General features: G+C 33.1%; 22 protein-coding genes and 2 tRNA genes. 13 read left to right on the top strand and 11 right to left on the bottom strand.

All coding sequences use genetic code 11. The features are described from left to right. Positions 1-27: 27 nt before the first annotated feature. Positions 28-705: a GTP cyclohydrolase I FolE gene (gene folE / locus ACU4C5_RS02425; protein ID WP_446845460.1), complete on the bottom strand. Its 678-nt coding sequence runs from the start codon at positions 703-705 to the stop codon at positions 28-30. Between the two features lie 195 nt (positions 706-900). Between folE and ACU4C5_RS02420 the strand changes: the two genes are divergently transcribed. Then, entirely contained in the window at positions 901-1,377 is a 477-nt protein-coding gene (locus tag ACU4C5_RS02420; protein ID WP_446845459.1) for a hypothetical protein, read from the top strand. Between the two features lie 17 nt (positions 1,378-1,394). Continuing rightward, positions 1,395-8,372: an FIDD domain-containing protein gene (locus tag ACU4C5_RS02415; RefSeq protein ID WP_446845458.1), complete on the top strand. Its 6,978-nt coding sequence runs from the start codon at positions 1,395-1,397 to the stop codon at positions 8,370-8,372. Between the two features lie 397 nt (positions 8,373-8,769). On the opposite strand, the gene ACU4C5_RS02410 is transcribed toward ACU4C5_RS02415, so the two are convergent. After that, positions 8,770-10,281 carry an OmpP1/FadL family transporter gene (locus tag ACU4C5_RS02410; RefSeq protein ID WP_446845457.1) on the bottom strand — a complete coding sequence of 504 codons (1,512 nt, stop codon included), beginning with the start codon at positions 10,279-10,281 and terminating at the stop codon, positions 8,770-8,772. A gap of 32 nt (positions 10,282-10,313) precedes the next feature. Next, positions 10,314-11,300 (bottom strand): hypothetical protein, encoded by a 987-nt coding sequence (locus ACU4C5_RS02405; RefSeq protein ID WP_446845456.1) that lies wholly within the window; start codon positions 11,298-11,300, stop codon positions 10,314-10,316. Positions 11,301-11,400: 100 nt separating this feature from the next. On the opposite strand from ACU4C5_RS02405, the gene proS reads away from it, so the two are divergent. The 6 genes from proS (at position 11,401) to ACU4C5_RS02375 (ending at position 14,384) form a co-directional block, all read left to right on the top strand. Continuing rightward, the gene (gene proS / locus ACU4C5_RS02400) at positions 11,401-12,879 is read left to right on the top strand and encodes a proline--tRNA ligase (RefSeq protein WP_446845454.1); all 1,479 of its coding nucleotides are present in this window, start codon (positions 11,401-11,403) and stop codon (positions 12,877-12,879) included. Between the two features lie 152 nt (positions 12,880-13,031). Then, positions 13,032-13,103 (top strand) — tRNA-Glu (locus ACU4C5_RS02395). 27 nt (positions 13,104-13,130) lie between these two features. After that, the gene (rpsT, locus tag ACU4C5_RS02390) at positions 13,131-13,382 is read left to right on the top strand and encodes a 30S ribosomal protein S20 (protein ID WP_446845453.1); all 252 of its coding nucleotides are present in this window, start codon (positions 13,131-13,133) and stop codon (positions 13,380-13,382) included. Between the two features lie 103 nt (positions 13,383-13,485). Further along, a tRNA-Glu gene (locus tag ACU4C5_RS02385) sits at positions 13,486-13,557 on the top strand. 25 nt (positions 13,558-13,582) lie between these two features. Further along, positions 13,583-13,834 (top strand): 30S ribosomal protein S20, encoded by a 252-nt coding sequence (rpsT, locus tag ACU4C5_RS02380; RefSeq protein ID WP_446845452.1) that lies wholly within the window; start codon positions 13,583-13,585, stop codon positions 13,832-13,834. 151 nt (positions 13,835-13,985) lie between these two features. Then, positions 13,986-14,384 carry a hypothetical protein gene (locus ACU4C5_RS02375; protein WP_446845451.1) on the top strand — a complete coding sequence of 133 codons (399 nt, stop codon included), beginning with the start codon at positions 13,986-13,988 and terminating at the stop codon, positions 14,382-14,384. A 264-nt stretch (positions 14,385-14,648) separates the two neighbouring features. Here the strand turns inward: ACU4C5_RS02375 and rho are convergent, their stop codons facing one another. Beyond that, on the bottom strand, positions 14,649-16,346 hold the full coding sequence (gene rho, locus ACU4C5_RS02370; RefSeq protein ID WP_446845450.1) for a transcription termination factor Rho: 1,698 nt from the start codon (positions 16,344-16,346) through the stop codon (positions 14,649-14,651). Positions 16,347-16,567: 221 nt separating this feature from the next. On the opposite strand from rho, the gene ACU4C5_RS02365 reads away from it, so the two are divergent. Continuing rightward, positions 16,568-16,978: a DUF4293 domain-containing protein gene (locus ACU4C5_RS02365; RefSeq protein WP_446845449.1), complete on the top strand. Its 411-nt coding sequence runs from the start codon at positions 16,568-16,570 to the stop codon at positions 16,976-16,978. A 71-nt stretch (positions 16,979-17,049) separates the two neighbouring features. On the opposite strand, the gene ACU4C5_RS02360 is transcribed toward ACU4C5_RS02365, so the two are convergent. Next, a complete protein-coding gene (locus tag ACU4C5_RS02360; RefSeq protein WP_446845448.1) occupies positions 17,050-17,760 on the bottom strand; it encodes a hypothetical protein in 711 nt (236 codons plus the stop codon). A 63-nt stretch (positions 17,761-17,823) separates the two neighbouring features. Next, positions 17,824-18,333, bottom strand: coding sequence for a hypothetical protein (locus tag ACU4C5_RS02355; RefSeq protein ID WP_446845447.1), 510 nt, complete (start codon positions 18,331-18,333; stop codon positions 17,824-17,826). A 152-nt stretch (positions 18,334-18,485) separates the two neighbouring features. Between ACU4C5_RS02355 and ACU4C5_RS02350 the strand changes: the two genes are divergently transcribed. Next, the gene (locus tag ACU4C5_RS02350) at positions 18,486-18,710 is read left to right on the top strand and encodes a helix-turn-helix domain-containing protein (protein WP_446845446.1); all 225 of its coding nucleotides are present in this window, start codon (positions 18,486-18,488) and stop codon (positions 18,708-18,710) included. Position 18,711: 1 nt separating this feature from the next. Here the strand turns inward: ACU4C5_RS02350 and ACU4C5_RS02345 are convergent, their stop codons facing one another. Then, on the bottom strand, positions 18,712-19,203 hold the full coding sequence (locus tag ACU4C5_RS02345; protein WP_446845445.1) for a metallophosphoesterase family protein: 492 nt from the start codon (positions 19,201-19,203) through the stop codon (positions 18,712-18,714). Between the two features lie 75 nt (positions 19,204-19,278). On the opposite strand from ACU4C5_RS02345, the gene truA reads away from it, so the two are divergent. Together truA and ACU4C5_RS02335 are read left to right on the top strand one after the other, a co-directional pair. Next, positions 19,279-20,028: a tRNA pseudouridine(38-40) synthase TruA gene (truA, locus tag ACU4C5_RS02340; RefSeq protein WP_446845444.1), complete on the top strand. Its 750-nt coding sequence runs from the start codon at positions 19,279-19,281 to the stop codon at positions 20,026-20,028. Positions 20,029-20,031: 3 nt separating this feature from the next. Continuing rightward, entirely contained in the window at positions 20,032-21,801 is a 1,770-nt protein-coding gene (locus ACU4C5_RS02335; protein ID WP_446845443.1) for an ABC transporter ATP-binding protein, read from the top strand. On the opposite strand, the gene ACU4C5_RS02330 is transcribed toward ACU4C5_RS02335, so the two are convergent. From ACU4C5_RS02330 to folP, 4 genes are read right to left on the bottom strand one after another with little or no spacing between them, the layout of a single operon-like run. After that, positions 21,802-22,599, bottom strand: coding sequence for a DUF3667 domain-containing protein (locus ACU4C5_RS02330; protein ID WP_446845442.1), 798 nt, complete (start codon positions 22,597-22,599; stop codon positions 21,802-21,804). Further along, positions 22,600-23,382: a diadenylate cyclase gene (locus ACU4C5_RS02325; RefSeq protein WP_446845441.1), complete on the bottom strand. Its 783-nt coding sequence runs from the start codon at positions 23,380-23,382 to the stop codon at positions 22,600-22,602. A 32-nt stretch (positions 23,383-23,414) separates the two neighbouring features. Beyond that, positions 23,415-24,077, bottom strand: a complete 663-nt coding sequence (locus ACU4C5_RS02320) for a hypothetical protein (protein ID WP_446845440.1) — start codon at positions 24,075-24,077, stop codon at positions 23,415-23,417. Positions 24,078-24,081: 4 nt separating this feature from the next. Beyond that, positions 24,082-24,855: a dihydropteroate synthase gene (gene folP / locus ACU4C5_RS02315; RefSeq protein WP_446845439.1), complete on the bottom strand. Its 774-nt coding sequence runs from the start codon at positions 24,853-24,855 to the stop codon at positions 24,082-24,084. 132 nt (positions 24,856-24,987) lie between these two features. Between folP and ACU4C5_RS02310 the strand changes: the two genes are divergently transcribed. Further along, a complete protein-coding gene (locus tag ACU4C5_RS02310) occupies positions 24,988-25,524 on the top strand; it encodes a DUF1599 domain-containing protein (protein WP_446845438.1) in 537 nt (178 codons plus the stop codon). The last annotated feature ends 5 nt before the right edge of the window (positions 25,525-25,529 follow it).

Raw genomic sequence — 25,529 nt, 5'->3', positions numbered from 1 at the left:
GTTATATTGTTGTAGGTTGACGTTTAATTAGAATTTTGTTTCTAATTTAATATATTCTAAAAATTCTTTACGGGTATCTTGTTCTTTAAATTTCCCTCCAAATTCGGCAGTTACTGTACTGCTTTCAATATCTCTAATCCCTCTAGAATTTACACAAAGGTGTTTAGCGTCAATAATACAAGCCACATCGTCTGTATTTAACACACGTTGTAATTCTTTTACAATTTGTATGGTAAGACGTTCTTGTACTTGTGGTCTTTTGGCGTAAAAATCTACAATTCTATTCATTTTAGATAATCCAACCACCGATCCGTTAGCAATATATGCTACGTGCGCGCGTCCAACGATAGGTAATAAGTGGTGCTCGCAGGTAGAGTAAACAGTGATGTTTTTTTCTACAAGCATTTCTCCATACTTATATTTGTTATCAAAAGTTGATGCTTTTGGTTTTTTGTCGGGGTTTAATCCTCCAAAAATTTCTTTTACAAACATTTTAGCAACCCGCATTGGTGTGCCTTTAAGACTATCATCGGTAAGATCAAGTCCTAATGTTTCCATGATATGAAAAACATCATCTTTAATGATGTCTATTTTTTCATCATCTCCAAGATTAAACGCGTCTTCACGCATTGGAGTATCTTCTGAAGATCCTATATGGTTGTCTCCTATAGATTCTATTTGTTCTATATCTTTTTCTATTTTCATTTCAAAATTAAAATAAGCTTCTTATTAAACAGGTGGCAAAGATAAGAAATTAAAAAAATCCTAACACTAGGTAGGGATTTTTATATTTAAACTGTTATATAATTATATCAACAAAGTATTAATTTCATTAACATATTAACATCATTTTTACTAAAATTTACTTAAATTTCACGTCTTTATAAAACTAACTTAACAATGAAAATAAAATTTCACAGCCTAATGGTCTTGGTAATATGTGCTTTAAGTAGCAATATTACTTTTTCTCAGTCAAACTCATTAAAGCAAAATATCCCTTTGGTTAAATATGATGCTAATGTAAATGCTCCTTTAACAATTTTAGAAACTAATTTTATAAAAGAAGTTTATGGAGAGAAAGCAAATGCATACGTTTTTAATAGGCCACAACGAGTTAAGGATATTAAAAACTTACTTAGAAACAGAGTCGTTATTATGGATGTTCCTAACGAAAGAGATCAAAAAAAAGCACCACTTTTATCACAAGTGCCTTTGTTTGATTACTATGTGAAAAACTTAAAGCGCGATATGGTATTTAATGCACAAACATTTAACCCTTTAAAATATCTTTTTAATGTAAATGGTCTTGAAGGCAAAATGTATAGAGTTGATAATACCAACTATTTTATTTTAATTAAATCTCAACACGAACAATAAACTTATATCTTTTAATTATGAAAAAAGCAATATTTGTATTTTTCTTTATATACGCTCTTGTAGCGCAAGCTCAAGATGCTATAATGCAAAATGGAACAGTTACTCAGTGTTCTGGAACATTTTATGATTCAGGAGGTACTGGAGGGAATTATTCTAGTAACGAAACTTTAGTATTTACAATCTGTCCTGAAAATCCAGGGCAATTAATTCAATTAGACTTTACGGCATTTAATACACAATTAGGAGCAGATGTTCTAACCATTTACAATGGAGATAGTACTGCATCTCCTGCTTTTGGAACTTTTGATGGGACTAATAACCCCGGTTTTGTAGGTGCAACACCAGATAATACTTCAGGTTGTATAACTTTTGAATTTGTTTCAGATGCTACAGCAACAACTACAGGTTGGGCAGCTAATATTTCGTGCTTAACACCTTGTCAAACTATTACATCTCAATTAGACTCTGCATCACCAGCTCCAAATGGCGATGGATACATAAGAGTGTGTCAAGGAGAAGATATTACCCTTACAGGTAGTGGGAATTTTGAGTTTGATGGTGTAGGTGCAACTTACGAATGGGATTTAGGTGATGGAAATACTGCTGCCGGACAAACGGCTACGTTTTCTTATACCACTCCTGGGGTGTATGTTGTAAATCTTAATATTAAGGATTCAAACACATCTATCAATCCTGATGGTTGTGGAAATACAAATTTAATTAATCAAATTATTCAAGTATCTACCGATCCTGATTTTATAGGAACTCAGGCAGCTGAAAGTGTAATTTGTTTTGGAGAATCTACAACTATTGAAGGTGTTGTTGAAGCTGTACCTTTTATTAATGATTGTACACCACCTGTAAGTGGAACAACATTTTTACCAGATGGGTCAGGAGCAGTATATACAACTTGTATTACTGTAGATTGTTTTGATTCTGCTCAAACATTAACAGATGTAAGTCAATTAGAAAGTATTTGTTTAAACCTTGAACATTCATATTTAGGAGATTTAGAAATTAATATTATTAGTCCTAACGGGCAAATTGCTAACTTAAAATCTTATCCTGGAGGAGGAGGTACTTATTTAGGAGGCGCAAATGATGATGGTTCAAATACACCAGGTATTGGTGCTGATTATTGTTTTTCAATGACAGGAACAGAATTATTAGTGGATGGACCAGAAATTACAGCTGGGTCTAATCCTCCTAATGATTCAAAGCGTCCAGGAACTTATTTGCCAGAAGAATCTTTTACTTCATTAATAGGAAGTCCTCTTAATGGAGATTGGTGTATTGAGGTAGTTGATCATCTTGGTGCTGATAACGGTTTTATATTCTCATGGGGATTAGATTTTGATCCTACAATACAACCTCCAGAATTATCTTTTACGCCTGTAATTGTTTCTGAAGCTTGGGAAGCTAGCGCTTCTATTACAGGAACAACAGGAAATACAATAACTGTAGCACCTACAACAGCTGGAATACACTGTTATACTTATACTGTTGTTGATGATTTTGATTGTGAATACGAGCAAGAAGTTTGTATTGAAGTTTTACCTGAATTAATTACTGAAGCTCCAAATGATTTATTTATTTGTGATACAGGTACACCTCCTTATATTTTTGATTTAACATCTAACACTCCAGTCGTACTTGCAAGTGCAACAAATGCTGCAGATTTAAATGTAACTTATCATGAAAGCTTATCAGATGCAGATGCAAATGTTGCCGCTATAACGAATCCTAGTTCTTACTCAGGAACAGATGGTCAAGTTATTTATATAAGAGTTGAATATTTAGCATCAGGATGTTATGTAGTATTACCATTTACACTTAATGTTTCTGGGCAACCAATAATCAACCCTGTTTTAAATCTCATCACTTGTGATGACGACAGTAACGATGGTTTTGAAGAATTTGATTTAGAGAGTCAAGACTTAGGGATTTTAGGCGCTCAACCCGCAGCAGATTTCAATGTTAGTTATTATACTAGTTTTGCAGATGCTGATTCAGGAACGGATGCATTACCGAGTCCTTATACAAATACCGCTAACCCACAACCAATTTTTGTACGTGTAGAAAGCGCCGGAGATTCAGCCTGTTATATTGCTTCACCTACTGCAGTTTTTGAGTTAATAGTAAATACAAGAGCTATTGCTAACCCAATAGATGATCAAGTATTATGTGATGATCCTAGTAATGATACTATAGAAGTTTTCGATCTTACCTCACAAGAGTCTACAATTTTAGGCACACAAGATGCTACGCTTTATAATATTACTTATTATATCGCCCAATCCGATGCAGAAAACCCATCAAATGCGATACCTAATCCATCAGCGTATAGTAATATCATCAACCCACAAACTATTCATGTGCGTGTTGAAGATCCTTTATATCCAGAATGTTACGGTTATACCACGTTTGATATTATTGTAAACGAAGCTCCAACGGTTATTGTGCCAACCACATTATTTGTATGTGATGATGATACCGATGGATTTGCAGCATTTATGCTAAGCGATAAAAATACTGAGATTTTAAACGGACAAACCGGACTCACAGTAAGTTATTATCCAACATTAACAGATGCTGAAGACGCAACAAATGCGTTAACCGAACCTTATACAAATACCACAATCACTACAGAAACTGTTTTTGTAAGATTAGAAAACACGACAACCGGTTGTTATAACACGACTACATTAGACTTAGAAGTTAGTGTAAATCCAGTAGCGATAACACCAACGGCATTAGAAGTTTGTGATGATGATAACGACGGATTTTCAACTTTTGATTTAACACTTAAATCTTCAGAGATTTTAGGAGGACAAACAGGAATGACTGTAAGTTTCTACGAGACTCAATCTGATGCAGAAAATGCAGTTAACCCATTAGCCAGTCCTTATGATAATATTAATCCAGGATCACAAACGGTTTTTGGAAGATTAGAAAATGATGCCTCAGGATGTTATGATACGGTGGAGTTAATTTTATTAGTTAACCCATTACCAACAGTGCCAACCATCACCGCTTTTGAATTATGTGATTATGATAATCCAGGTGATGAGGTAGAGCAATTCGATTTAAGTTCAAAAGACATCGAAATTATTAACGGACAAGTTAATATTGGCGTGAGCTACTATGAAACAGAAGCAGATGCTGAAGCAGGAACCAATGCTTTAATTGGTTTATATACCAATACAAGTAACCCGCAAACGATCTATGTACAATTAGAAAACACAAATACAGGATGTATTGAAGTAGGAAGTTTTAACCTAGATGTTAATCCCTTACCAACTTATGTCGTGCCAACACCATTAGAGGTTTGTGATGATAATGTACCAGATGGTATAACCGATATTGATTTAACGTTGAAAAACAATGAGATTAGTGGAAATAACCCAAATTATTCAATGAGTTATTACACCTCTCAAGCCGATGCTGATGCAGCAACAGGAGCTTTAACTATACCGTATACAGGAACAGATGGCGAAATTGTTTTTGTAAGAGTTCAAGATATCAACACTGGATGTTACGCCACAACAACCTTAACTTTAGTTGTAGAGCAAGCTCCAGTAGCAAATGACCCAACAGCATTAGAATATTGTGATCCAGATAGTGATGGATTTGGGGTGTTTACACTTACAGATTCAGACAACGAAATCACAGGCGGTGTTGCTGGTTTAACGGTAAGCTACCACGAAACCATGGCAGATGCAGATAATGATGTCAATCCATTAGCAAGTCCATATAATAATATTGTAGCCAACTCTCAAACGGTTTACGCAAGAGTAGAAAGTGCAACAATAGCAACAGACTGTGCAACGATTGTAACTTTAGAGTTAATTGTAAATCCAACCCCACAATTAGGAGTAGGACCAACAGCCTTAGAAGTTTGTGATGATATTTCAGCAGACGGATTAGCGCAATTTAACTTAAGCTCAAAAGATGCAGAGATTTTAAGTCCTCTTGCAGACCCAACGTTATATACCGTAACTTATTACGAAGTAGAAGCGAATGCAGAATCAGGGACAAATGCAATTTTAACACCAGCAGCTTACACAAACACCACACCATTTAACCAAACGTTATGGGTACGTGTTGATGATGATGTTAATGGGTGTTATAAAGTGACAACTTTAGAGTTAATTGTAAATGCCTTACCAGTCTTAGTACAACCTTCACCATTAGAATTATGTGATTATGTGACTTTAGGCGATGAGCAAGAGGAGTTTACATTAGAAGATGCCAACGATGAGATTTTAAACGGTCAAACGGGAATAGGGCTAAGCTACTACGAAACTCAAGCCGATGCCGATGCCGGAACAGGTGAAATTACAGGACCATATACCAACACGGTTAATCCTCAAACAGTTTATGTAAGAGCAGAAAATAATGTGACAGGATGTTATAACACGATTACTTTAAACTTACGTGTAAATCCTGTACCATCACCAGAAGCTAATCCAGAACCTATAGAAGAATGTGATCCAGATAACGATGGTTTTGCAAGTTTTGATTTAGAAACACGTACCGTAGAAATTATTAATGGCGAATTGGATATCGCTATTACTTATCACGAAACACAAGCTGATGCAGATAATGCTCAAAATGCATTAACAAGTCCGTATGAAAATATCGTAGCAAATACTCAAATCGTTTTCGCTAGAGCGGAAAATACAATCACAGGATGTTATGCTGTTGTAGAATTAACCTTAAATGTATTGCCTTCACCAGTTGTACCAACAGCTATTGAAGACTATGTGATTTGTGACACTGATAGTAATGGAATTTCACAATTTGATTTAACCACAAAAGATGCAGAGATTTTAGGTACACAAGATGCAACATTGTTCACTTTAACCTATCACTTATCACAAGTAAATGCAGAAGACGGAACAAATCCAATTGTAAATACAACAAGCTATACTAATCAAATTAACCCACAAACCTTATATGTAAGATTAGAAAGTGTAGCCAACGGTTGTGTTACTACAGGAGAGCTTGAAATTAGAGTAGAGTTACCACCAGTAGCAATTCAGCCAACACGATTAGCACTTTGTGATGATGCCATTGCAGATGAAGTTACTGTATTTGATTTAACGGTAAAAGACAATGAAATTACAGGAGGCGAAGCAAGTTGGAGTGTAAGTTATTATGAAACACAAGCCGATGCAGACTCAGGAACAAATGCGGTAGATGCAACAGCGTATACTAACACATCTGTAGGCGGAGCAGCAGCAAATCCACAAACACTTTATGCGGTTGTTACCGATACTGATACTGGATGTACAGATATGACCACGTTAACCATACGTGTGTTACCAAATCCTACACCAAGTTTAGATCCATCAGATTTAGAATTATGTGATGATACTAATCCAGGAGATGGCGTTGAAGCTTTTGATTTAACACTAAACGAAGTGTATATTTTAAACGGAGAAACAGGAGTAACACCAAGTTATTATGAAAGTGAAGCTGATGCAGAAGCAGGAGCAAATGCTATTGCAACACCAACGGCTTACGAGAATATTGATAGTCCAACGCAAACAGTTTACGTAAGAGTGACTAATGATATTACTGGATGTTTCACCTTAGTGAATTTTAATATTATTGTACACCCATTACCAGATGCTGTAGCTATTACAGATTATATTTTCTGTGAAGATAATACCGATGGTTTTGCAGGATTTGACTTAACAACAAAAGATGCAGAAGTTTTAAACGGACAAGACGCAACACTGTTTACAGTTACTTATCACGCAACACAATTAGATGCGGATGATTTAATGAACGCTTTAGTAAGTCCTTATACAAATACCACTAATACACAACAAGTATTTGTAGCAATAACCAATACTATTACAGGATGTTCAGTAAGTACAGAAAGCTTTAATTTAGAAGTACAAGAAGCAGCAGAAGCAAATAGCGACGGTATAGCAATTGTATATGAATTGTGTGATGACAATATGGAAACAGATGCTGATGCTACAAATGATACGGTTCAGTTTGATTTAACCACTCAAAACGACTTCTTATTAGACGGGCAAAGTGATGTAGATTATACGGTAAGTTATTATGCTACCGAAGCAGAAGCAGAATTAGGGATAAATCCATTACCAACCTTATACGAAAACGTCATTAACCCACAAGTTATTTACGGACGTGTAGATAATGATACGACACCAGATTCTATCTGTTATGCTGTAGCCGAATTAACATTAGATGTAAATCCGCAACCTGTATTTGATTTAGATGCGAGTTATGTATTATGTGTAAGTTCAAACGGAAGTGAAGTTATTGATACCCCAATTTTAGAAACAGGCTTAACAAGTCCGGAATATACATTTGTATGGTACTTAAATAGTGTTGAAATAGCAGGAGCAACCTCACCAAACTATATTCCAACAGAAGGCGGAACTTATAGTGTAACGGTAACCGATGTAACCACATCAACAGTAACCATGTGTGAACGTACCGATACGACAGAAGTTATAGAAAGTGCACCACCAACAATAGTTGCAGATGTATTAACCGATGCTTTTTCAGAAAATCATATTGTAGAAGCTATCGCAAGTGGCGCAGGAGAATATGAATACAGTTTAGATAACGGACCATGGCAATTAAGTGGTGTTTTTGAAGACGTAAGTTCAGGAGATCATGTAGTTACTGCTCGCGATATGAACGGATGTGGAACTACAGATATCACAGTTACGGTATTAGATTATCCAGTATATTTCACGCCAAATGGTGATGGATATCACGATACATGGAACATAATTGGATTTGCTGACCAACCAAGCGCAAAAATTTATATATTTGACAGATATGGAAAACTGGTAAAACAGATTAGTCCATCGGGAGATGGTTGGGATGGAAATTACAATGGAAACCCAATGCCAACAAGCGATTACTGGTTTGTAGTAGAGTATAACGAGCCAAATACTGGCGCAAGAAAAGAGTTTAAAGCCCATTTTACTTTGAAAAGATAAATGAGTAATTAATAAATAATTAAAAGCCGAAGTTTTATACTTCGGCTTTTTTTTGCCTTTTAGTAAACAGTAAACAGTAAGTAGTAAGTAGTAGGAGGGAAGAAGACTTGTTTTTAGTTATTTGATAAGAGATGAAATTTGTGCTGTAAGTACGATGGGTTATATTTAATATAAGATGTTTTATAGACGTGTATAATCGTTTTTTATTCTAAGGATGGAAAAACATGTCTTGTTTTTTTTTAGAAGCTTTAATTGAGTGTTGATATATTCTCAAGTCATTGATAATTTTATCTCTTACATATAATAGAGGATAATATTGGATAAAAAATATGACATATAAAAAACAAAAACCCCTTTGAATTGTCTTCAAAGGGGTTTTGTTATAAGTAGTAAAATATTATAAATTGAATGCTAATGATAATGTAACATTAGTAAATTTACTATCTATACTTGCTGAGTTTGTTAACCCATTATCGTATAATTGGTAATCAACGTCTCTGTTTGACTGATCAAAAGCAAGATCTAATTTTGTGTTTCCAAAGTTATAACCTAAACCTAATGAGTAGCCATTTAAATCACCGTAACTTGACGTATCCTCATATGGACTTTCTTCTAAGCGATAACCACCTCTAAAACTTAATTGTTTATAACGGTATTCACCACCAATTTTGTATGTTGATGCTGTTGTTAAGTTGGTATTGATAAGACTGTTTTGAAAAGAAAAATCAGGATCTGATGTTGGTTTAAATTTTGTACTAGAGTAGTCTTTTCTAGAATAATCAAAACTCAATAATCCACGTTCTCCAAATATGTATGCTAAACTTCCTGTGATTTTACCTGGAGTTTTTAGTTTGTATTCAGAAAACACATTAACTATATTAGGGTTTACAACTTGTGGTGTGTTTCCTGTACCTCTTAAAGTTGCAATGTATTGTGTAGTTTCATCATTAATAGTGTACCAAGTTGGAGAGTTATATGTAAGACCAACTCTAAAAGCTTCGGTTACTTTTGCAATAGTTCCTACTTGAAAAGAAAATCCTCCACCAGTAGTATATAATGTATTTTCAAAACCAACTTCATTTACTAAAGATCCAGCATTTGAATTCTGCTCATTTAAGAATGAAATTTTTTCATAATTGATAAAGTGAGAGTTTAAATTTAAACCTACAGAAACTTTATCCTTAATCTGAGTCGCGATATTAAAACTTACTTTTCCATTATAACCAGTTGCTGCGTAACGGTAACGTTGATAAAAAGTACCAGGAGCAATGTTAGATGAATACGTTGAGTTTGCATCTGTATCATCTAAAGGTTGTAAAATATAAGACTCATAACCTAAAAAGGCTTGTTGATTTCTGTAGCCATATGCTGATCCAATTTCAGAATAAGCTGAAGAATAGCTTTCTCCAGGAAATGCCGAAATTTCATCTAAACGTAAACCTTGTGCTTGATTTAAAAAATAACTATCAATAGACGTTGTGCTTGTTCCGTTTGAAGTCCATTTATTATCGTAGTTGGCTGCTTTATCATAAGCAACACTTAATACAAATTTATTCCAAATAGAACTATCATCTGTATTATTAAAAACAAATGCTGCACCAGCTTGATTTAAATCGAAATCAGAATTTGTAGATGAATTTTTTCCATTAAAATAACGCGTATCATTTTTAGTATTTAAACTAGAAATCGTAAAAGATGCATAACTGTTATTAAATATTGCAGAACCTGCTGGATTAATACTAACTGCCGATAAATCGCCACCTAAAGCTCCAAAAGCACCACTCATCCCTCTAAATCTTGCACTTCCTTGTATTTCATCTTGTGAGTATCTTACAGCATCAGATACATTTTGAGCCATAACATTAGACATAGATATGACACCTATGAATAGTAAAGTTAACTTTTTCATATTCTTTTAATTATTAGCGTTATAGCTGTTTTTTAGTTTCCTCTTCTTCCAGATGAGCGCGAACTAGAACTTCCTCGAGATGACGATGTTCCTGAACTTCTGCTTGAGCTAGATGAGCTGTTAATATTACTAGAACTTCTTCGTGTAGATGTGTTAGTTGATCTCGCGTTTGAACTTCTTGTTGAACTTCTTCTTGTTGTAGTTCTGTTAGTTCTAGGCGTTGTATTTGTATTTCTTATTGTGGAATTACTTCTTCTTATTGTTGTAGTTCTAGGTCTAATAGTAGATCTACTATTGCTACGTCTCAAAGTGCTAGAACTATTACGTCTTGTTGCATTATTATAACCTGATCTTTGTGAATTAATTCTGCCATTACTATTATTACCAACTAAACTTCCTCTACGGCTAGCATTATAGCTTCTGTTTCTACCTCTATAACCGTTACTATAAGCGTAACCATTATAATGAGGATAGTAATTGTTGTATCCATATCCATAAAAAGGAGAATTCCATGAGTTGTAACCATAATAGTTGTTCCATCCCATATTCCAATTCCAAAAATTGTTACGATAAGGTCTGTACCAACCATAAGTGTAGTAAGGAGTGTTCCAAGAGTTGTATCCAAAATTGTTGTACCCATTATTTGAGTAGATATTTACAGTAACATTATCTGAATTATCACCCCAACCCGCATAACCACTATTATAATCATCCTCATAATAAGTATCATCATAATCTGCAGAATAAGAATCTATATCAGTAAAAATAACATCCTCTTCAGGGATATCACCATATTGTTGAGATTTTTCTCCAAAATAATTTTTGTAATAATCATTGTTTGAAACTGCAGCTTCGGCTTCAACGTATGGCTCATCTTCATAAGTTACAGATTCCGAACTATAGATACCATCATTATTGTAACCAGCGTACTGATACGAACCACAAGAAGCTAAAACAAAAGCAAAGCTTAGTGCAACATAAAATGGCAATTTTGATTGTAAGTAATATTTAAATTGCATAAGTATATAATTTTATTGTTGAACATTGCAAAAATAGTTAGTTTTGTTGAACTATTTTTATATTTAACATATGCACAATTTTTGTGCCAAAAGACTGACAATGAGCAAAAATCTTACAAGTAGAGCAGAAGACTACTCAAAATGGTATAACGAATTGGTCGTTAAAGCAGACCTAGCTGAAAATTCAGCCGTTAGAGGGTGCATGGTTATAAAACCATACGGCTATGCTATTTGGGAAAAAATGCAAGCAGAATTAGATCGCATGTTTAAAGAAACAGGCCATCAAAACGCATACTTTCCTTTATTTGTCCCTAAAAGCTTGTTTGAAGCTGAAGAGAAAAATGCCGAAGGTTTTGCTAAAGAATGTGCAGTTGTAACACATTACAGATTACAAAATGATCCAGATAATCCAGGAAAGCTACGTGTTGATCCTGATGCTAAATTAGAAGAAGAACTTGTGGTACGTCCAACGAGTGAAGCTATTATTTGGAATACCTATAAAGGTTGGATCCAATCTTATAGAGATCTTCCTATATTAATTAACCAATGGGCTAATGTTGTACGTTGGGAAATGCGTACACGTTTATTTTTACGTACAGCTGAATTTTTATGGCAAGAAGGTCACACAGCCCATGCAACAAAAAATGAAGCTATAGCTGAAGCAGAACAAATGAATCAAGTATATGCTGATTTTGCCGAAAACTTTATGGCTATTCCTGTAGTACAAGGTGTGAAAACTGAAAGCGAACGTTTTGCAGGTGCTGTTGAAACCTATTGTATTGAAGCATTAATGCAAGATGGGAAAGCTTTACAAGCAGGAACTTCTCACTTTTTAGGACAAAATTTTGCTGAAGCATTTGATGTGAAGTTTACTAATAATGAAGGGAAGCAAGATTTAGTTTGGGCAACATCATGGGGTGTTTCAACACGATTAATGGGCGCCTTAATCATGACACATAGTGATGATAAAGGATTAGTATTACCACCTAACTTAGCACCAATACAAGTTGTTTTTGTTCCTATATACAAGACAGACGAGCAATTTGAAGCTATTTCTGAAGTTGTAAATACTAAAATTAAAGAATTAAGAGCTTTAGGAGTAAGCTGTAAATTTGATGATCGCACCACACAACGTCCAGGAGCTAAATTTGCACAACACGAATTACAAGGTGTGCCGTTACGTGTTGCTATTGGACCAAAAGATTTAGAAAATCAAACCGTAGAGTTAGCACGTAGAGATACACTAACAAAAGAAACTGTTGCTCTAGATGCTTTAGTAGAAACTGTAACCGGTTTAATGACTGTAATACAAGACACTTTATATAATAAGGCCTTAACTTATAGAGATACGCATACTACCGAAGTAGAAACCTATGAAGAATTTAAAAAAGTTTTAGAAACTAAAACAGGATTTATTTCTGCACATTGGGACGGTACCGCAGAAACCGAACAAAAGATAAAAGAAGAGACAAAAGCAACGATTCGTTGTATTCCTTTAGATACTGAAAAAACGCCTGGAAACTGCGTATACACAGGGAAACCATCAGTAGGAAGAGTCCTTTTTGCAAAGGCATATTAAAAAAAATATAAAAACTTTAAAAAAATTGTTGCTATAACGGAAAAGATGTCTATATTTGCACCCGCAATCACAGTATAAGTATTGCAAGTTCATTTGAAGACTGTTGCAGATTAAAAAAATATTTTTATATTTGCATTCTCAATAAAGCAAATGGCCCGTTCGTCTATCGGCTAGGACGCATGGTTTTCATCCATGTAAGAGGGGTTCGATTCCCCTACGGGCTACAATTTTTTAATAAGAAAAATAAAACAATGGCAAATCACAAGTCAGCATTAAAAAGAATAAGAAGTAACGAAGCAAAACGTTTGTCTAACCGTTACCACCATAAAACAACTCGTAACGCGATTAAGAAATTACGTGATACGGTTGAAGCAAAAGATGCTCAAGCACTTTTACCTTCAGTTTGTTCTATGATTGATAAGTTAGCTAAAATTAACGTGATACACGCTAATAAAGCTGCTAATTTAAAGTCAGGTTTAACTAAGCATGTTGCTACATTATAGTATTAAGAAAACAATATAAAAAAGCCTTTTCTTAATGAGAAGGCTTTTTTTATATCTCAACTTAAAACTATAAAGTGTTTTTCAATTTGCTATAAAAGTAAATGGCCCGTTCGTCTATCGGCTAGGACGCATGGTTTTCATCCATGTAAGAGGGGTTCGATTCCCCTACGGGCTACAATTCTTTAAAGAAAATAAAAAAAATGGCAAATCATAAATCTGCATTAAAAAGAATAAGAAGTAACGAAGCTAAACGCTTATCTAACCGTTACCATCACAAAACAACTCGTAACGCGATTAAGAAATTACGTGAAACAGTTGAAGCAAAAGAAGCTCAGGCTCTTTTACCTTCTGTATGTTCTATGATTGATAAATTGGCAAAGATAAATGTTATACATGCTAATAAAGCAGGTAATTTAAAATCTGGTTTAACAAAATATGTAACTTCTCTTTAAATTTATGTTTAAAGTCTAAGATATTAAAGCTTCTCTTTTTAGAGACGCTTTTTTTTTTGCATTATTTTAAGACTCTTATAGTGCTAAAAGGAATTTAAAAATATAAATTTGCAAATAGAATAAGTTTATTAACCACATAATATTATCTCAGTTGGAAAATCAAAAAGCAAATAAATTAGTTGATAAGATTCTTAATGATCTTGATAAAACAGGAATTAACAAAGATGTATTAATCGACGATATTAAGGAATTAAGAGCTTACGCTGCGGAAGAAAAAGTACCGTTAGCCGTAAAAGTATTACGATTTACTTATGAGCACATAGAGGAAAATAACACATTCCTTATTCCTGTTCTTAATGATGAACCTATTGATGAGGATGAAGAAGCTGTTGAAGGAGATGTAGAGCTAGCTGCTGAAGAAGTTGTAGTAAATGATATGGATACGCCAGTAGAGAGCTTAAAGTATTTAATTGCTTTAACTAAAAACCTTAATAATGCAGGTAATATTGCTGACTTAAGAGAATACAAAGAACTTTTTTTAAAGTACTAAATTAACTTTTACATTAAACACTGCGCTTGTAGAGTTTATAAATTATAAAAAAACGCCTTCACATAACATTATATGAAGGCGTTTTTATATTTATTAGGGTTTCTTGGTTTGCGTTAGTGATTGTAGTGGTTAGCTTTTGGTGTAGCGATAGCCCACCAAAACTAGTAACGTAAAGCGCGACCCTTGTGGTAACGCCCTCAAAAAAGGTATAAAAAAAGCCTTAACTTTTACATTAAGGCTTTATATATGGTGGTGAATAATTTTTTATCCGTTCATAGAGATTAAAAATTCTTCGTTGTTTTTGGTTTGTTTAAAACGTTCGTTGATAAATTCCATAGCTTCTACAGGATTCATATCAGCAAGATATTTACGCATTACCCACATACGTTGGATAGTAACGGCATCTAGTAAGATATCATCACGACGTGTGCTTGAAGATGTAAGATCGATAGCTGGGAAAATACGACGGTTAGATATTTTACGATCTAATTGAAGCTCCATGTTACCGGTTCCTTTAAATTCTTCAAAGATAACTTCGTCCATTTTAGATCCTGTTTCGGTTAATGCTGTAGCGATGATTGTTAAAGATCCACCGTTTTCAATATTACGAGCAGCACCAAAGAAACGTTTTGGTTTGTGTAGTGCATTGGCATCAACACCTCCAGAAAGTATTTTTCCTGACGCGGGTTGTACCGAGTTATATGCTCTTGCTAAACGTGTAATTGAATCTAAAAGAATGACTACATCATGACCACATTCCACCAAACGTTTTGCTTTTTCAAGTACAATGTTGGCAATTTTTACGTGTTCGTGAGCTTCTTTATCAAAGGTTGAAGCGATAACTTCTCCTTGTACGTTACGTTGCATGTCTGTAACCTCTTCCGGACGTTCATCAATAAGTAAAATCATTTGGTATACTTCTGGATGGTTGGCTGCAATTGCATTGGCAACATCTTTAAGTAACATGGTTTTACCCGTTTTTGGTTGTGATACAATCATACCACGCTGTCCTTTTCCAATTGGTGCAAATAAATCCATAATACGTGTTGAAATTGTACTTTGGCGACCTGCAATATTGAATTTTTCTTGTGGGAATAATGGTGTTAAATGCTCAAAAGCAACACGATCTCTTACCGCACTTGGGCTTTGACCATTAATTCTGCTCACTTTTATTAAAGGGAAATATTTTTCACCTTCTTTTGGTGGGCGTACTTGTCCTAATACGGTATCTCCTACCTTTAATCCAAATAAACGGATTTGTGATTGTGATACATAAATATCATCTGGGGAACTTAGGTAATTATAATCTGAAGATCTTAAAAACCCATATCCGTCTTGCATAACGTCTAAAACACCTTCACTTTCTATGATGGCATCAAACTCAAAATCTGGTTCACGGTAACGGTTACGGTTGTCTTTGTTTCCGTTAGAGTTTCCGTCTTTTTGGCGTGGATTAGGTTTGTTATCGTTTTTACGATTGTTTTGTTTGTTATCGTTTGCCTTTTGACGCGGATTAGGTTTCTTATCGTTGTCTTTTGGACGTGGATTTGGTTTGTTTTCGTTAACCCTTTTTACCTCTGTTTTTTGAGGCTTATTAGGTTTTTGAGCAGGAGTTGGAGTAGAAGTTGTTTCTGGTTTTACAGTTTTCACTTCTGAAACTTCCGTTTTCTGTGGCTCTATAGTTTTATTAGGAGTTGGTGCTTTTTGTACACGTTCTCTTTTTTGTCTTGGTTTTGGTTTCGCTTGTTGTTTTTCGGCAGGTTTTGCTTCTGTAGTAGTTGCTGCTTTTTCAATATTAACAACTTCTTTTTTTACAACATCAGGGTTTGCAGCCTGAAGATCAAGTATTTGATACACAAGATCTAGTTTTTTTAGCGTACGATATTTTGGGACGTTTAATTTTTGTGCAATTTCCTGTAACTCAGGAAGTTTTTTTGCTTTTAATTCGGAAATTTCGAACATTATGTATACTGATTAATTATATAAACTGAAAATGATTAGTTTCTAGACTTTTCTAATATTGAAATAAATGGGAAAAACTGAAATTAATCGGAAGATTTAATAAACTGAAACTCTTGGAAGTACAATTCGTTATTGCAATAATACAAATTTTATTTAAAAAAATATACATCTTTTTCAAAAGAAACTGTTAAGTTTGTGCTTTAAATCTTAAAATAGATTATATGCTACAACGCATTCAAACTATATACTTATTATTATCGGCTGGTATTTCGGCAGGGTTAATTTTTGTATTTCATTTATGGACTACAAATGAAGGTCTTCCATTTTATGCTCAAGATGATAAGCTATATTTAGGCTTGTTTATAGCATCGGCAGTATTGTCGTTAGTTTCAATATTTAGGTATAACAATAGGAAGTCACAATTTGTTTTGGGGCGACTTAACATCATATTAAACTTTATTTTATTAGGATTATTCGTGTATCAATCGCTAAATATATCTGGAGAAGCAAATGTTTCTGAGAAAGGTATTGGGATTCTTCTCCCTATTTTTTCTATCGTATTCTTGGTTTTAGCCAATAAAGCCATAAAAAAGGATGAAGATCTTGTAAAATCTGTAGATAGATTACGATAAACCTATTATCTTAATTATTTTAGTGCGTGAACCCAGGGTGAAGACTCTGGGTTTTTTTATTATGTACATTTTTATATTTTCCCTTTTATGAGTTTAAAATCATTTTTTATTAAATTAGGGTAAATAGAATACCAGTGACTTTTACCATAAATGAGTACAATTTTTTCATTTTCATCTTTTAATACCTGGTCTATAATGTATAAGTTTCTATAGGTGTTTGTAAACGCGTAGCTTAAACTACCTAATGTATCTTCACATTTATATTCTGCTTTTAAAGGTGTGTTAATATCGCAGTCACTTAATTTTATAACGCCATTATTTTTTTCAATACTATCTATTATTCCATTCATTCCTAAATCTAATATTTTATCATTTCGGTTTAGTCCCATCATGTTATAATCTTGTGTAATATACTTTTTAGGTTTTCCGTATGAATTTTCGGTATCTTCTTCATTATCAAAACTAAATCCCATTATTTTTCTTACTTTTTTTTCATATAGTATGGTTTCTTCCTTGGTTATACTATCGGTTATAACAATGCTTTCATAATATATTTTATAGTTTAATGCTCTTAATGAATCTATAATAGGTTTAGCGCTTTCAAAATATTCTTTTTTACCAACATGTACCATTGGCATAAAAACAATTGTTCTATTATCGGCCTTTCTCTCTAAAACCTTAACCTGTTTTGTAATGCTTTTTTTGCTAATAATTTTCAGCAATAAAGTTTGGCAAGAGTAGAGGCATAGCCCTATTAAAAGTATTGGTATTATTTTTTTCATAGTGTTTGATATTAAGGGCTTACAATAATGAGTAAGCCCTTGTTATTTCATAGTTATTTAGTACTAGGCTACTGCTGATATTATAGTAGCAGCAGCTTTTATTACATCGACGGCAGTACTTACCCAACAGTTAGCTTTACAAGCTCCTCTTCCTTTTATTTTTTCACCATTCTCATCTGTGTATTTTGTAATACAGCCTTGTATACATGCAGCATGATTATGCTTTTTTTCATCTTCTTCTACATCATTTGCAAAGGCTGGGTCGTTTAAATAGTAAAGGTCACCCATTTCGTTTTTTAAATGAGTTTCTAATTCTAGTTGAGACATTTTTAAAGTTTTTAATAAATCTTCAGAAGCAACAAAACCAATTAAGGTTTCTTTTTCTAAATCAAAAGTGGCTTCTAGACCTATATCTAAACTTTTTGTAGTTCTTAAATTGTTTGTTGAGTTTAAATTGAATTGTGTTTTAATCACTTCTAAATTTTGGCTCTCCGTAATGTTTTCATTCTCATTTGAACAAGAAAAAATTGTAATTAATAATGAAAATAATAAAATTTTTTTAATAAATCTCATGGTTTTTTAATTTCCATAAGTTGGAAGGACATTAAATTGATTCTTTAAGCTTAAATAATAACTATTGATAAGTTGAAGATATAAAAATATTTCAATTAATGACAAATGTGTCATTAATTTTTTAAAACACATTGCTGAGATTAGCCAAACTAATGGCACAATCTACAAATGAACATCTTAATATTTCTATTGCTCAAAAAATCAAGCGTTTGAGAGCGAGTAGAGGTGTAACGTTAGAAAATTTCTATTTTGATACAGGTATACATTTAGCCCGTATAGAGCAAGGAAAAACAAATATTACGGTAAATACACTTTTTGAAATTTGTAAGTATTTTGATGTTAATTTATCTGATTTCTTTTCAGACCTAAAATTTTAACCTACCGTTTCAACTCAATAACCTCTAAATTGTCAATTTTAGTGTCGTCAATAGTAAAGCGTAACATGGTACGTACATTATGAAAACCATGTGTGCCAATGGCTCCAGGATTCATATGAATTAAATTTAGTTTTTTATCGGGCATTACTTTCAGGATATGTGAATGTCCGCAGATAAATAATCGTGGTGGATTATTATAAATTTCAGGTTTCACTCTTGGGTTGTAACGGTTTGGATATCCACCAATATGTGTCATCCAAACATCAACACCTTCACACATAAAGCGGTTATGTTCTGGGAATTCTACACGCGCTTTTGAGTCGTCAATATTTCCATAAACGGCACGTAAAGGTTTTAGTGCTTTTATAGCATCGGTAACTGCCAAGTCACCAATATCACCAGCATGCCAAACCTCGTCGGCTTGTTTTACATGTTTTAAAATGGTAGCATCAATATGGCTATGAGTGTCGGAAAGTAAAAGGATTTTTCGCATTAAGATAATATTGTGAGCGCAAACTAGTATTTCTAGTTATCTTTGTGGCTTCAATAGCAAAAATAAGCGTTTCAATTGAGATATTTTATTGAATTATCATATAATGGAAAAGCCTACCACGGTTGGCAAGTTCAGCCTAATGCCATTTCTGTACAAGAGGTTATAGATGCTGCACTTTGTAGGTTATTACAACAAAATATAAGTATTATGGGAGCAGGTCGTACTGATGCAGGTGTACATGCGTCCCAAATGTTTGCGCATTTTGATAGTGATGTGGTTTTAGATACCGAAAAATTGGTCTTTAAACTGAATTCATTTTTACCTAAAGATGTTGCTATTTACGATATTTTTATGGTGAAAAACGACGCACACGCCAGATTTCATGCTACTGGAAGAACTTATAATTATCGTATTTCTAATCAGAAAAATGTATTCACTTTTGATTATGCCTATTTAATGCAGAAACCATTAGATATTGATAAAATGAATGCTGCCTGTGATATCTTATTACAGTATAAAGATTTTGAATGTTTTTCAAAAACACATACCGATGTACACACTTTTAATTGTGATGTAACCGAAGCACGTTGGTTAAAATTAGATAACGAACTTACGTTTATTATTACTGCCGATCGTTTTTTAAGAAACATGGTGCGCGCTATTGTAGGAACTATGGTGAATATTGGGTTAGGAAAAACAGAAGTGAACGACTTACATACTATTATTTCATCTAAAAACAGATGTGAAGCTGGATTTTCAGTGCCTGCTCACGGTTTATATTTAACAAAAGTAACATACCCAAATACTATAAAAATTACAGATTAAAACATGTCTAAAAAAGGAACAAAGGTTTTTGATGTTACGCTTTTTAAGCGCTTATTAAAATATACTAACCCTTACAAAATGGTGTTTATTGCAACGCTATTATTTGTAATTGGTTTGTCGGTTTTTGGAGTATTCAGACCCAAAGTACTTCAATTAGCTATTGATACTAAAATTGCACCTCAAGAGTATGATGGATTTTTATATTACATCATTATTATGGTGGTTTTATTGGTGTTAGAAGTAGTATCGCAACTCTTGTTTATTTATTATGCAAGCTGGTTGGGACAATCGGTTGTAAAAGATATTAGAGTAAAGCTTTTTAAGCATATGCTTAGTTTTAAAATGAAGTATTATAATAACTCATCGGTAGGTATTTTAATTACCAGGGCAGTTACAGATATGGAACGTATTGCCGATATTTTTGGTCAGGGATTATTCATGATTTTTAGTGATATCTTAAAAATGTTGGCTGTAGCAATTATGATGTTTTCAATGAATTGGAAATTAAGTTTCATTGTATTTACAACGTTACCGATTGTGTTATTTGCGACCAAAATTTTTCAGAGATATATGAAATCTGCATTTCAGGATGTAAGAACAGAGGTTTCTAATCTTAATAGTTTTGTGCAAGAACGTGTTACAGGAATGAAAATTCTTCAATTATTTACACGTGAAGCTACCGAATATAAAAAGTTTAAAGCCATAAACGCACGTCATAGAGATGGCTGGTTAAAAACCGTTTGGTATAACTCTGTATTTTTTCCTATTGCAGAATTTTTATCATCAGTAACTCTAGGTTTAGTAGTTTGGTATGGAGGTTTAAATGTGATTATGGATAGTGCGGCATCTTTAGGGGAGTTAACTGCTTTTATAATGATGATCCCAATGTTATTTCGTCCATTAAACCAAATTGCCAATAAATTTAATACGCTACAAATGGGTATGGTTGCAGCCGATAGAGTGTTTAAAGTTTTAGATACAACCTCTCAAATTGATGATGTAGGAACATTGGAAGCAACACAATTTAAAGGTGATATTTCTTTTGAAAAAGTAGTGTTTTCTTATGTTGAAAATGAACAGGTTTTAAAAGGCATTTCTTTTACTGTTGAAGCAGGACAAACCGTAGCCATTGTAGGAGCAACAGGTGCTGGAAAATCTACAATTATTAACTTATTGAATCGTTTTTATGATATTCAAAGTGGTACCATTTGTATTGATGGTGTTTGTGTAAAAGATATTACTTTAGAGTCTTTAAGAGCGCAAATAGCTGTGGTACTTCAGGATGTGTTTCTGTTTGCAGATACCATTCTTAATAATATAACATTACATAATCCAGAGGTTACCGAAGCACAAGTTCATAAAGCAGCAAAGGAAATTGGGATTCACGATTTTATAATGAGTTTACCTAACGGCTATCAATATAATGTAAAAGAGCGTGGTGTAATGTTATCTTCGGGACAACGCCAATTAATATCTTTTTTACGCGCTTATGTAACTAATCCAAGTATTTTAATTTTAGATGAAGCTACGTCTTCTGTCGATTCTTATTCTGAACAATTAATACAAGATGCTACCGATAAAATCACAAAATCAAGAACTTCAATAGTGATTGCTCATCGATTAGCAACTATTAAAAAAGCTGATAAAATTATTGTTATGGAAGCGGGTGAAATTGTTGAACAAGGAACTCACGAGCAATTATTACAACAAGAAAACGGATATTATAAAAACTTACATGATGTACAGTTTGCTAAAACAGCCGCAACACATTAATTATTGACTTAAAGCATTTTGGGTTTCCATCATTTGAATAAAATATTCAGGACCGCCAACAATTAATAGGACTACAAGTATCAAGATCACAATTGCGATGTATGTTACAAATGCAATAAGAAAGAATAATAATGTTTTTAAAATAATACTCTTCTTGTTTAAATGATACAAACGTTTTAAACAATATCCAGAATATACGATTTGAAATATTGAAATTACAGGACTTAAAACTCCCATATTAAGTCCAAATACTGCAGAAGTCAATAAAATTATAGCTCCCGCAATTGATAATTGTGCAATTACATACATGAAAATTACTAAAATTTCTGTGTAGTTGTAATTTTTATAATTGTAAAATACAAACTTACCAACCAAGGCGTATAATGGCACAAAAAGCATGAGTACTAAAGATTGATACTCTATCACTGTATTCATATAATCAGCCATAAAAGCCTCACTTCCTTTATAAGTCATATTTGAAATATCTATGAAGTTTGGGAAGAATTTCCGAAGAATAAAATATTCAAATCCTGTAATGGTAACGGCTAAAGCAAAATAGCTAATTACATCTACATATTTTTTTCTTGTACCAGATATATAGCCGTCAATAACTTGTTGAGGATGTTTAAAAAGTCCTATAAATGTTCGTAAAAACTTATTGTCAAAATTTAAGTATAACTCGGCAAAATGTGAGAATAATTGTTTTAAAGTTAATCGGTTTCTAATAATTTTCCCACCACATTTACTACAGTAATCATTATCTTGAGATAAATTAGTTTTACAGTTTTTACAATTCATTTATGTAAGGTCTTTCTTTAATAATTGGCTCAATTCAATAGTATCTTTATAAATAGAAAACTCTCCATTTTTAATATACGAAATTTGACCAGTTTCTTCACTTACCACAAGTGCAATAGCGTCTGTTTTTTCGGTGATACCAACAGCAGCTCTATGACGTAATCCAAAACGTTGAGGAATATTTTTTTCGTTATTTACAGGTAAAATTACCCGTGTCGCTTTTACAATATTATTAGCGATAATTATGGCACCATCGTGTAGCGGGCTATTTTTAAAAAAGATACTTTCAATAATTGGTTGCGTAACGCCAATGTTCATAGCATCTCCTGTGGCGGTTAAAAAATCAAGATTATTATTACGTTCCAAAACAATTAAAGCACCAGTTTTTGAATTTCCCATTTTTGCACATGCTGAAATTAAGACTTCAACATTGGTTTCTGTTTCAACTTCAGATTTTAAGAAATTTAATTTACTGAAAATTTTACCTTTTCCTCCTAAGTTTGTAGAGCCAATCATTAGTAAGAACTTTCGTATTTCAGGTTGGAAAACAACAATTAAAGCGATAATTCCAACCTTCATAAAACCATCAAAAATATTATGAAGCATGGACATGTTAAGAAAATCGGTAAGTTTCCAAACCGAATAAATCACAATAATTCCAATAAAAATATTAATGGCAACAGTACCTTTTACAAGTTTGTAAACATAGTAAAGTAATATGGCAACTAGGAATACGTCAATAAAATCAATGACGCTAAAATCCCAAAATTTTAAATTATCCAAAAGGAAGTTTTTTTATTAATGTAAAAATAGAGCTAGTAAATAAACTCGTTATTATCAATTGTTAGTTGGTTTAAATCTAATCCTAAAATTAAAGATTTAAATGTGATATACTCCTGAAATGTTAAGTTTTTATTGAAATCTAAAACCAATTTTGTATCAGTTGGTGCTTGTATCATTTTTAAAACCGTTTGTAATGTGTTTTTATTTGCTTTTACAGTAGTATTGTTTTTAAAATGAATGGTTGTAATAATTTCATCTTCCGAATTAAACCTAATACTTACTTGTTGTGTGTTTTTAAAATGTAAAACTTCTTCATGATATACAACATCTGTAAATTCAATAAAGCCCAAGTTTTTAATCGAACTGTTATTACAAGTGTAATAGTTTTTAGCGTCTTTATTTTTATGAATTTCGGCATTACGCTTTTTATTCTGCATAAAAATAATTTCAGGAATCGCATGTTCTAAAGTGATGCGTTTATCAACATTTATAAGCCAATTTGTAGTGCTTATAATATTGCTTCGGTTTAAATCTACATCTTCAGGATCTGTTTCATCATAAAATAAATAAGCTGGCGAAACATCTAAAACCTCTGTAATTGCTGTGTTTTTAACTTCAGGGAGTTGTACCGATTTTTTTTCGCCGCAAGACCATAATGTTACTGCTAGTAATAGTGTAATTAAAAAATATCTCATCGTGTTAAGCGTGTAATTTTTGTGTTAGTGTTATACATTCCATAGCTTCTTTTACGTCATGTACGCGTAAAATTGAAGCCCCTTTTTGTAAAGCAATTGTATTTAAAATTGTACTGCCGTTTAAGGCGTATTCTGCAGTGGTGTTTAATGTTTTGTAAATCATAGATTTTCTAGAAATACCAGATAAAATAGGATGTTCAGTAAGGTTTAGTAAGTCCATCTTTTGCAATAACTCATAATTTTGATCAAGCGTTTTTGCAAATCCAAATCCAGGATCTATAATAATATCGTTAATGCCATGTTGTTTTGCTGCGTCAATACGTTCAGAAAAATAATATAAAATAGCTTTCAGTAAATCGTCGTATTGAGTATGCTGTTGCATAGTTTGTGGTGTACCTTTCATGTGCATCATTACGTATGGTACTTTTAGTTTAGCAACTGTAGTAAGCATGTTTTTATCTAATAATCCTGCTGATATATCATTAATTAAGCAAGCTCCGGCATTTATACTTTGTTTAGCAACGTCACTGCGAAAAGTATCTATTGAAATTAAAATCTCTGGAAACGTTTTTACAAGTAGTTTTACAATGGGTATTAAACGTTGTAATTCCTCCTGTTCGCTAACAAAGTCAGCATTTGGGCGCGAGCTATAAGCACCAATATCAATAAAAGTGGCGCCATCATTTAGCATTTTTTCTGTTTTCTTTAACATTTCTTGAGGATTCGCATAGCGTCCGCCATCAAAAAAAGAATCGGGTGTAACGTTGAGTATTCCCATAACACGTGGGGTGTTGAGCTCAATTAGTTTCCCGTTGCAATTCATAGTTTTTATCAAAACAATCTCTGTATGGTTAAAAGTTTTTTAGTTCGGTTAATTTATGCGAAATTTACGGAAAATTAAATGTATTAGATGCAAGATACTTCAAAACAATACGACGATATTATAGAGATTTGCCGAAGTCTTTTTATAAACAAAATGACAGATTACGGTAGCGCATGGCGAATTTTAAGATTACCATCGTTAACCGATCAGATTTTTATAAAAGCACAACGCATAAGAAGTCTGCAACAAAATAGCGTAAGAAAAGTTGATGAAGGTGAAGTGAGCGAGTTTATTGGGATTATAAATTATTGTACTATGGCGTTAATTCAACTAGAGTTAGGCGTGGTAGAACAACCCGATTTAAATGTTGAAGATGCTACAAAACTATATGATGATAAAATTGCATTAACCAAACAGTTAATGCTCGATAAAAATCATGATTATGGGGAGGCGTGGCGTGATATGCGTGTAAGTAGCTTAACAGATTTAATACTTCAAAAGTTATTACGTGTTAAACAAATTGAAGATAACTCAGGAAAAACAATTGTAAGTGAGGGGATTGATGCTAATTATCAGGATATGATAAACTACGCTATTTTCGCTATGATTCATTTAAAAGCATAAAAAAG

The sequence above is a fragment of the Lacinutrix undariae genome (assembly GCF_052934785.1).
This window is presented reverse-complemented; position numbering and strand designations above follow the sequence as displayed.

Coding starts and splice junctions, on each gene's coding strand:
- folE (WP_446845460.1), bottom strand. CDS start 705: ATGAAAATAGAAAAAGATATAGAACAAATAGAATCTATAGGAGACAAC.
- ACU4C5_RS02420 (WP_446845459.1), top strand. CDS start 901: ATGAAAATAAAATTTCACAGCCTAATGGTCTTGGTAATATGTGCTTTA.
- ACU4C5_RS02415 (WP_446845458.1), top strand. CDS start 1,395: ATGAAAAAAGCAATATTTGTATTTTTCTTTATATACGCTCTTGTAGCG.
- ACU4C5_RS02410 (WP_446845457.1), bottom strand. CDS start 10,281: ATGAAAAAGTTAACTTTACTATTCATAGGTGTCATATCTATGTCTAAT.
- ACU4C5_RS02405 (WP_446845456.1), bottom strand. CDS start 11,300: ATGCAATTTAAATATTACTTACAATCAAAATTGCCATTTTATGTTGCA.
- proS (WP_446845454.1), top strand. CDS start 11,401: ATGAGCAAAAATCTTACAAGTAGAGCAGAAGACTACTCAAAATGGTAT.
- rpsT (WP_446845453.1), top strand. CDS start 13,131: ATGGCAAATCACAAGTCAGCATTAAAAAGAATAAGAAGTAACGAAGCA.
- rpsT (WP_446845452.1), top strand. CDS start 13,583: ATGGCAAATCATAAATCTGCATTAAAAAGAATAAGAAGTAACGAAGCT.
- rho (WP_446845450.1), bottom strand. CDS start 16,346: ATGTTCGAAATTTCCGAATTAAAAGCAAAAAAACTTCCTGAGTTACAG.
- ACU4C5_RS02365 (WP_446845449.1), top strand. CDS start 16,568: ATGCTACAACGCATTCAAACTATATACTTATTATTATCGGCTGGTATT.
- ACU4C5_RS02360 (WP_446845448.1), bottom strand. CDS start 17,760: ATGAAAAAAATAATACCAATACTTTTAATAGGGCTATGCCTCTACTCT.
- ACU4C5_RS02355 (WP_446845447.1), bottom strand. CDS start 18,333: ATGAGATTTATTAAAAAAATTTTATTATTTTCATTATTAATTACAATT.
- ACU4C5_RS02350 (WP_446845446.1), top strand. CDS start 18,486: ATGGCACAATCTACAAATGAACATCTTAATATTTCTATTGCTCAAAAA.
- ACU4C5_RS02345 (WP_446845445.1), bottom strand. CDS start 19,203: ATGCGAAAAATCCTTTTACTTTCCGACACTCATAGCCATATTGATGCT.
- ACU4C5_RS02335 (WP_446845443.1), top strand. CDS start 20,032: ATGTCTAAAAAAGGAACAAAGGTTTTTGATGTTACGCTTTTTAAGCGC.
- ACU4C5_RS02330 (WP_446845442.1), bottom strand. CDS start 22,599: ATGAATTGTAAAAACTGTAAAACTAATTTATCTCAAGATAATGATTAC.
- ACU4C5_RS02320 (WP_446845440.1), bottom strand. CDS start 24,077: ATGAGATATTTTTTAATTACACTATTACTAGCAGTAACATTATGGTCT.
- folP (WP_446845439.1), bottom strand. CDS start 24,855: ATGGGAATACTCAACGTTACACCCGATTCTTTTTTTGATGGCGGACGC.
- ACU4C5_RS02310 (WP_446845438.1), top strand. CDS start 24,988: ATGCAAGATACTTCAAAACAATACGACGATATTATAGAGATTTGCCGA.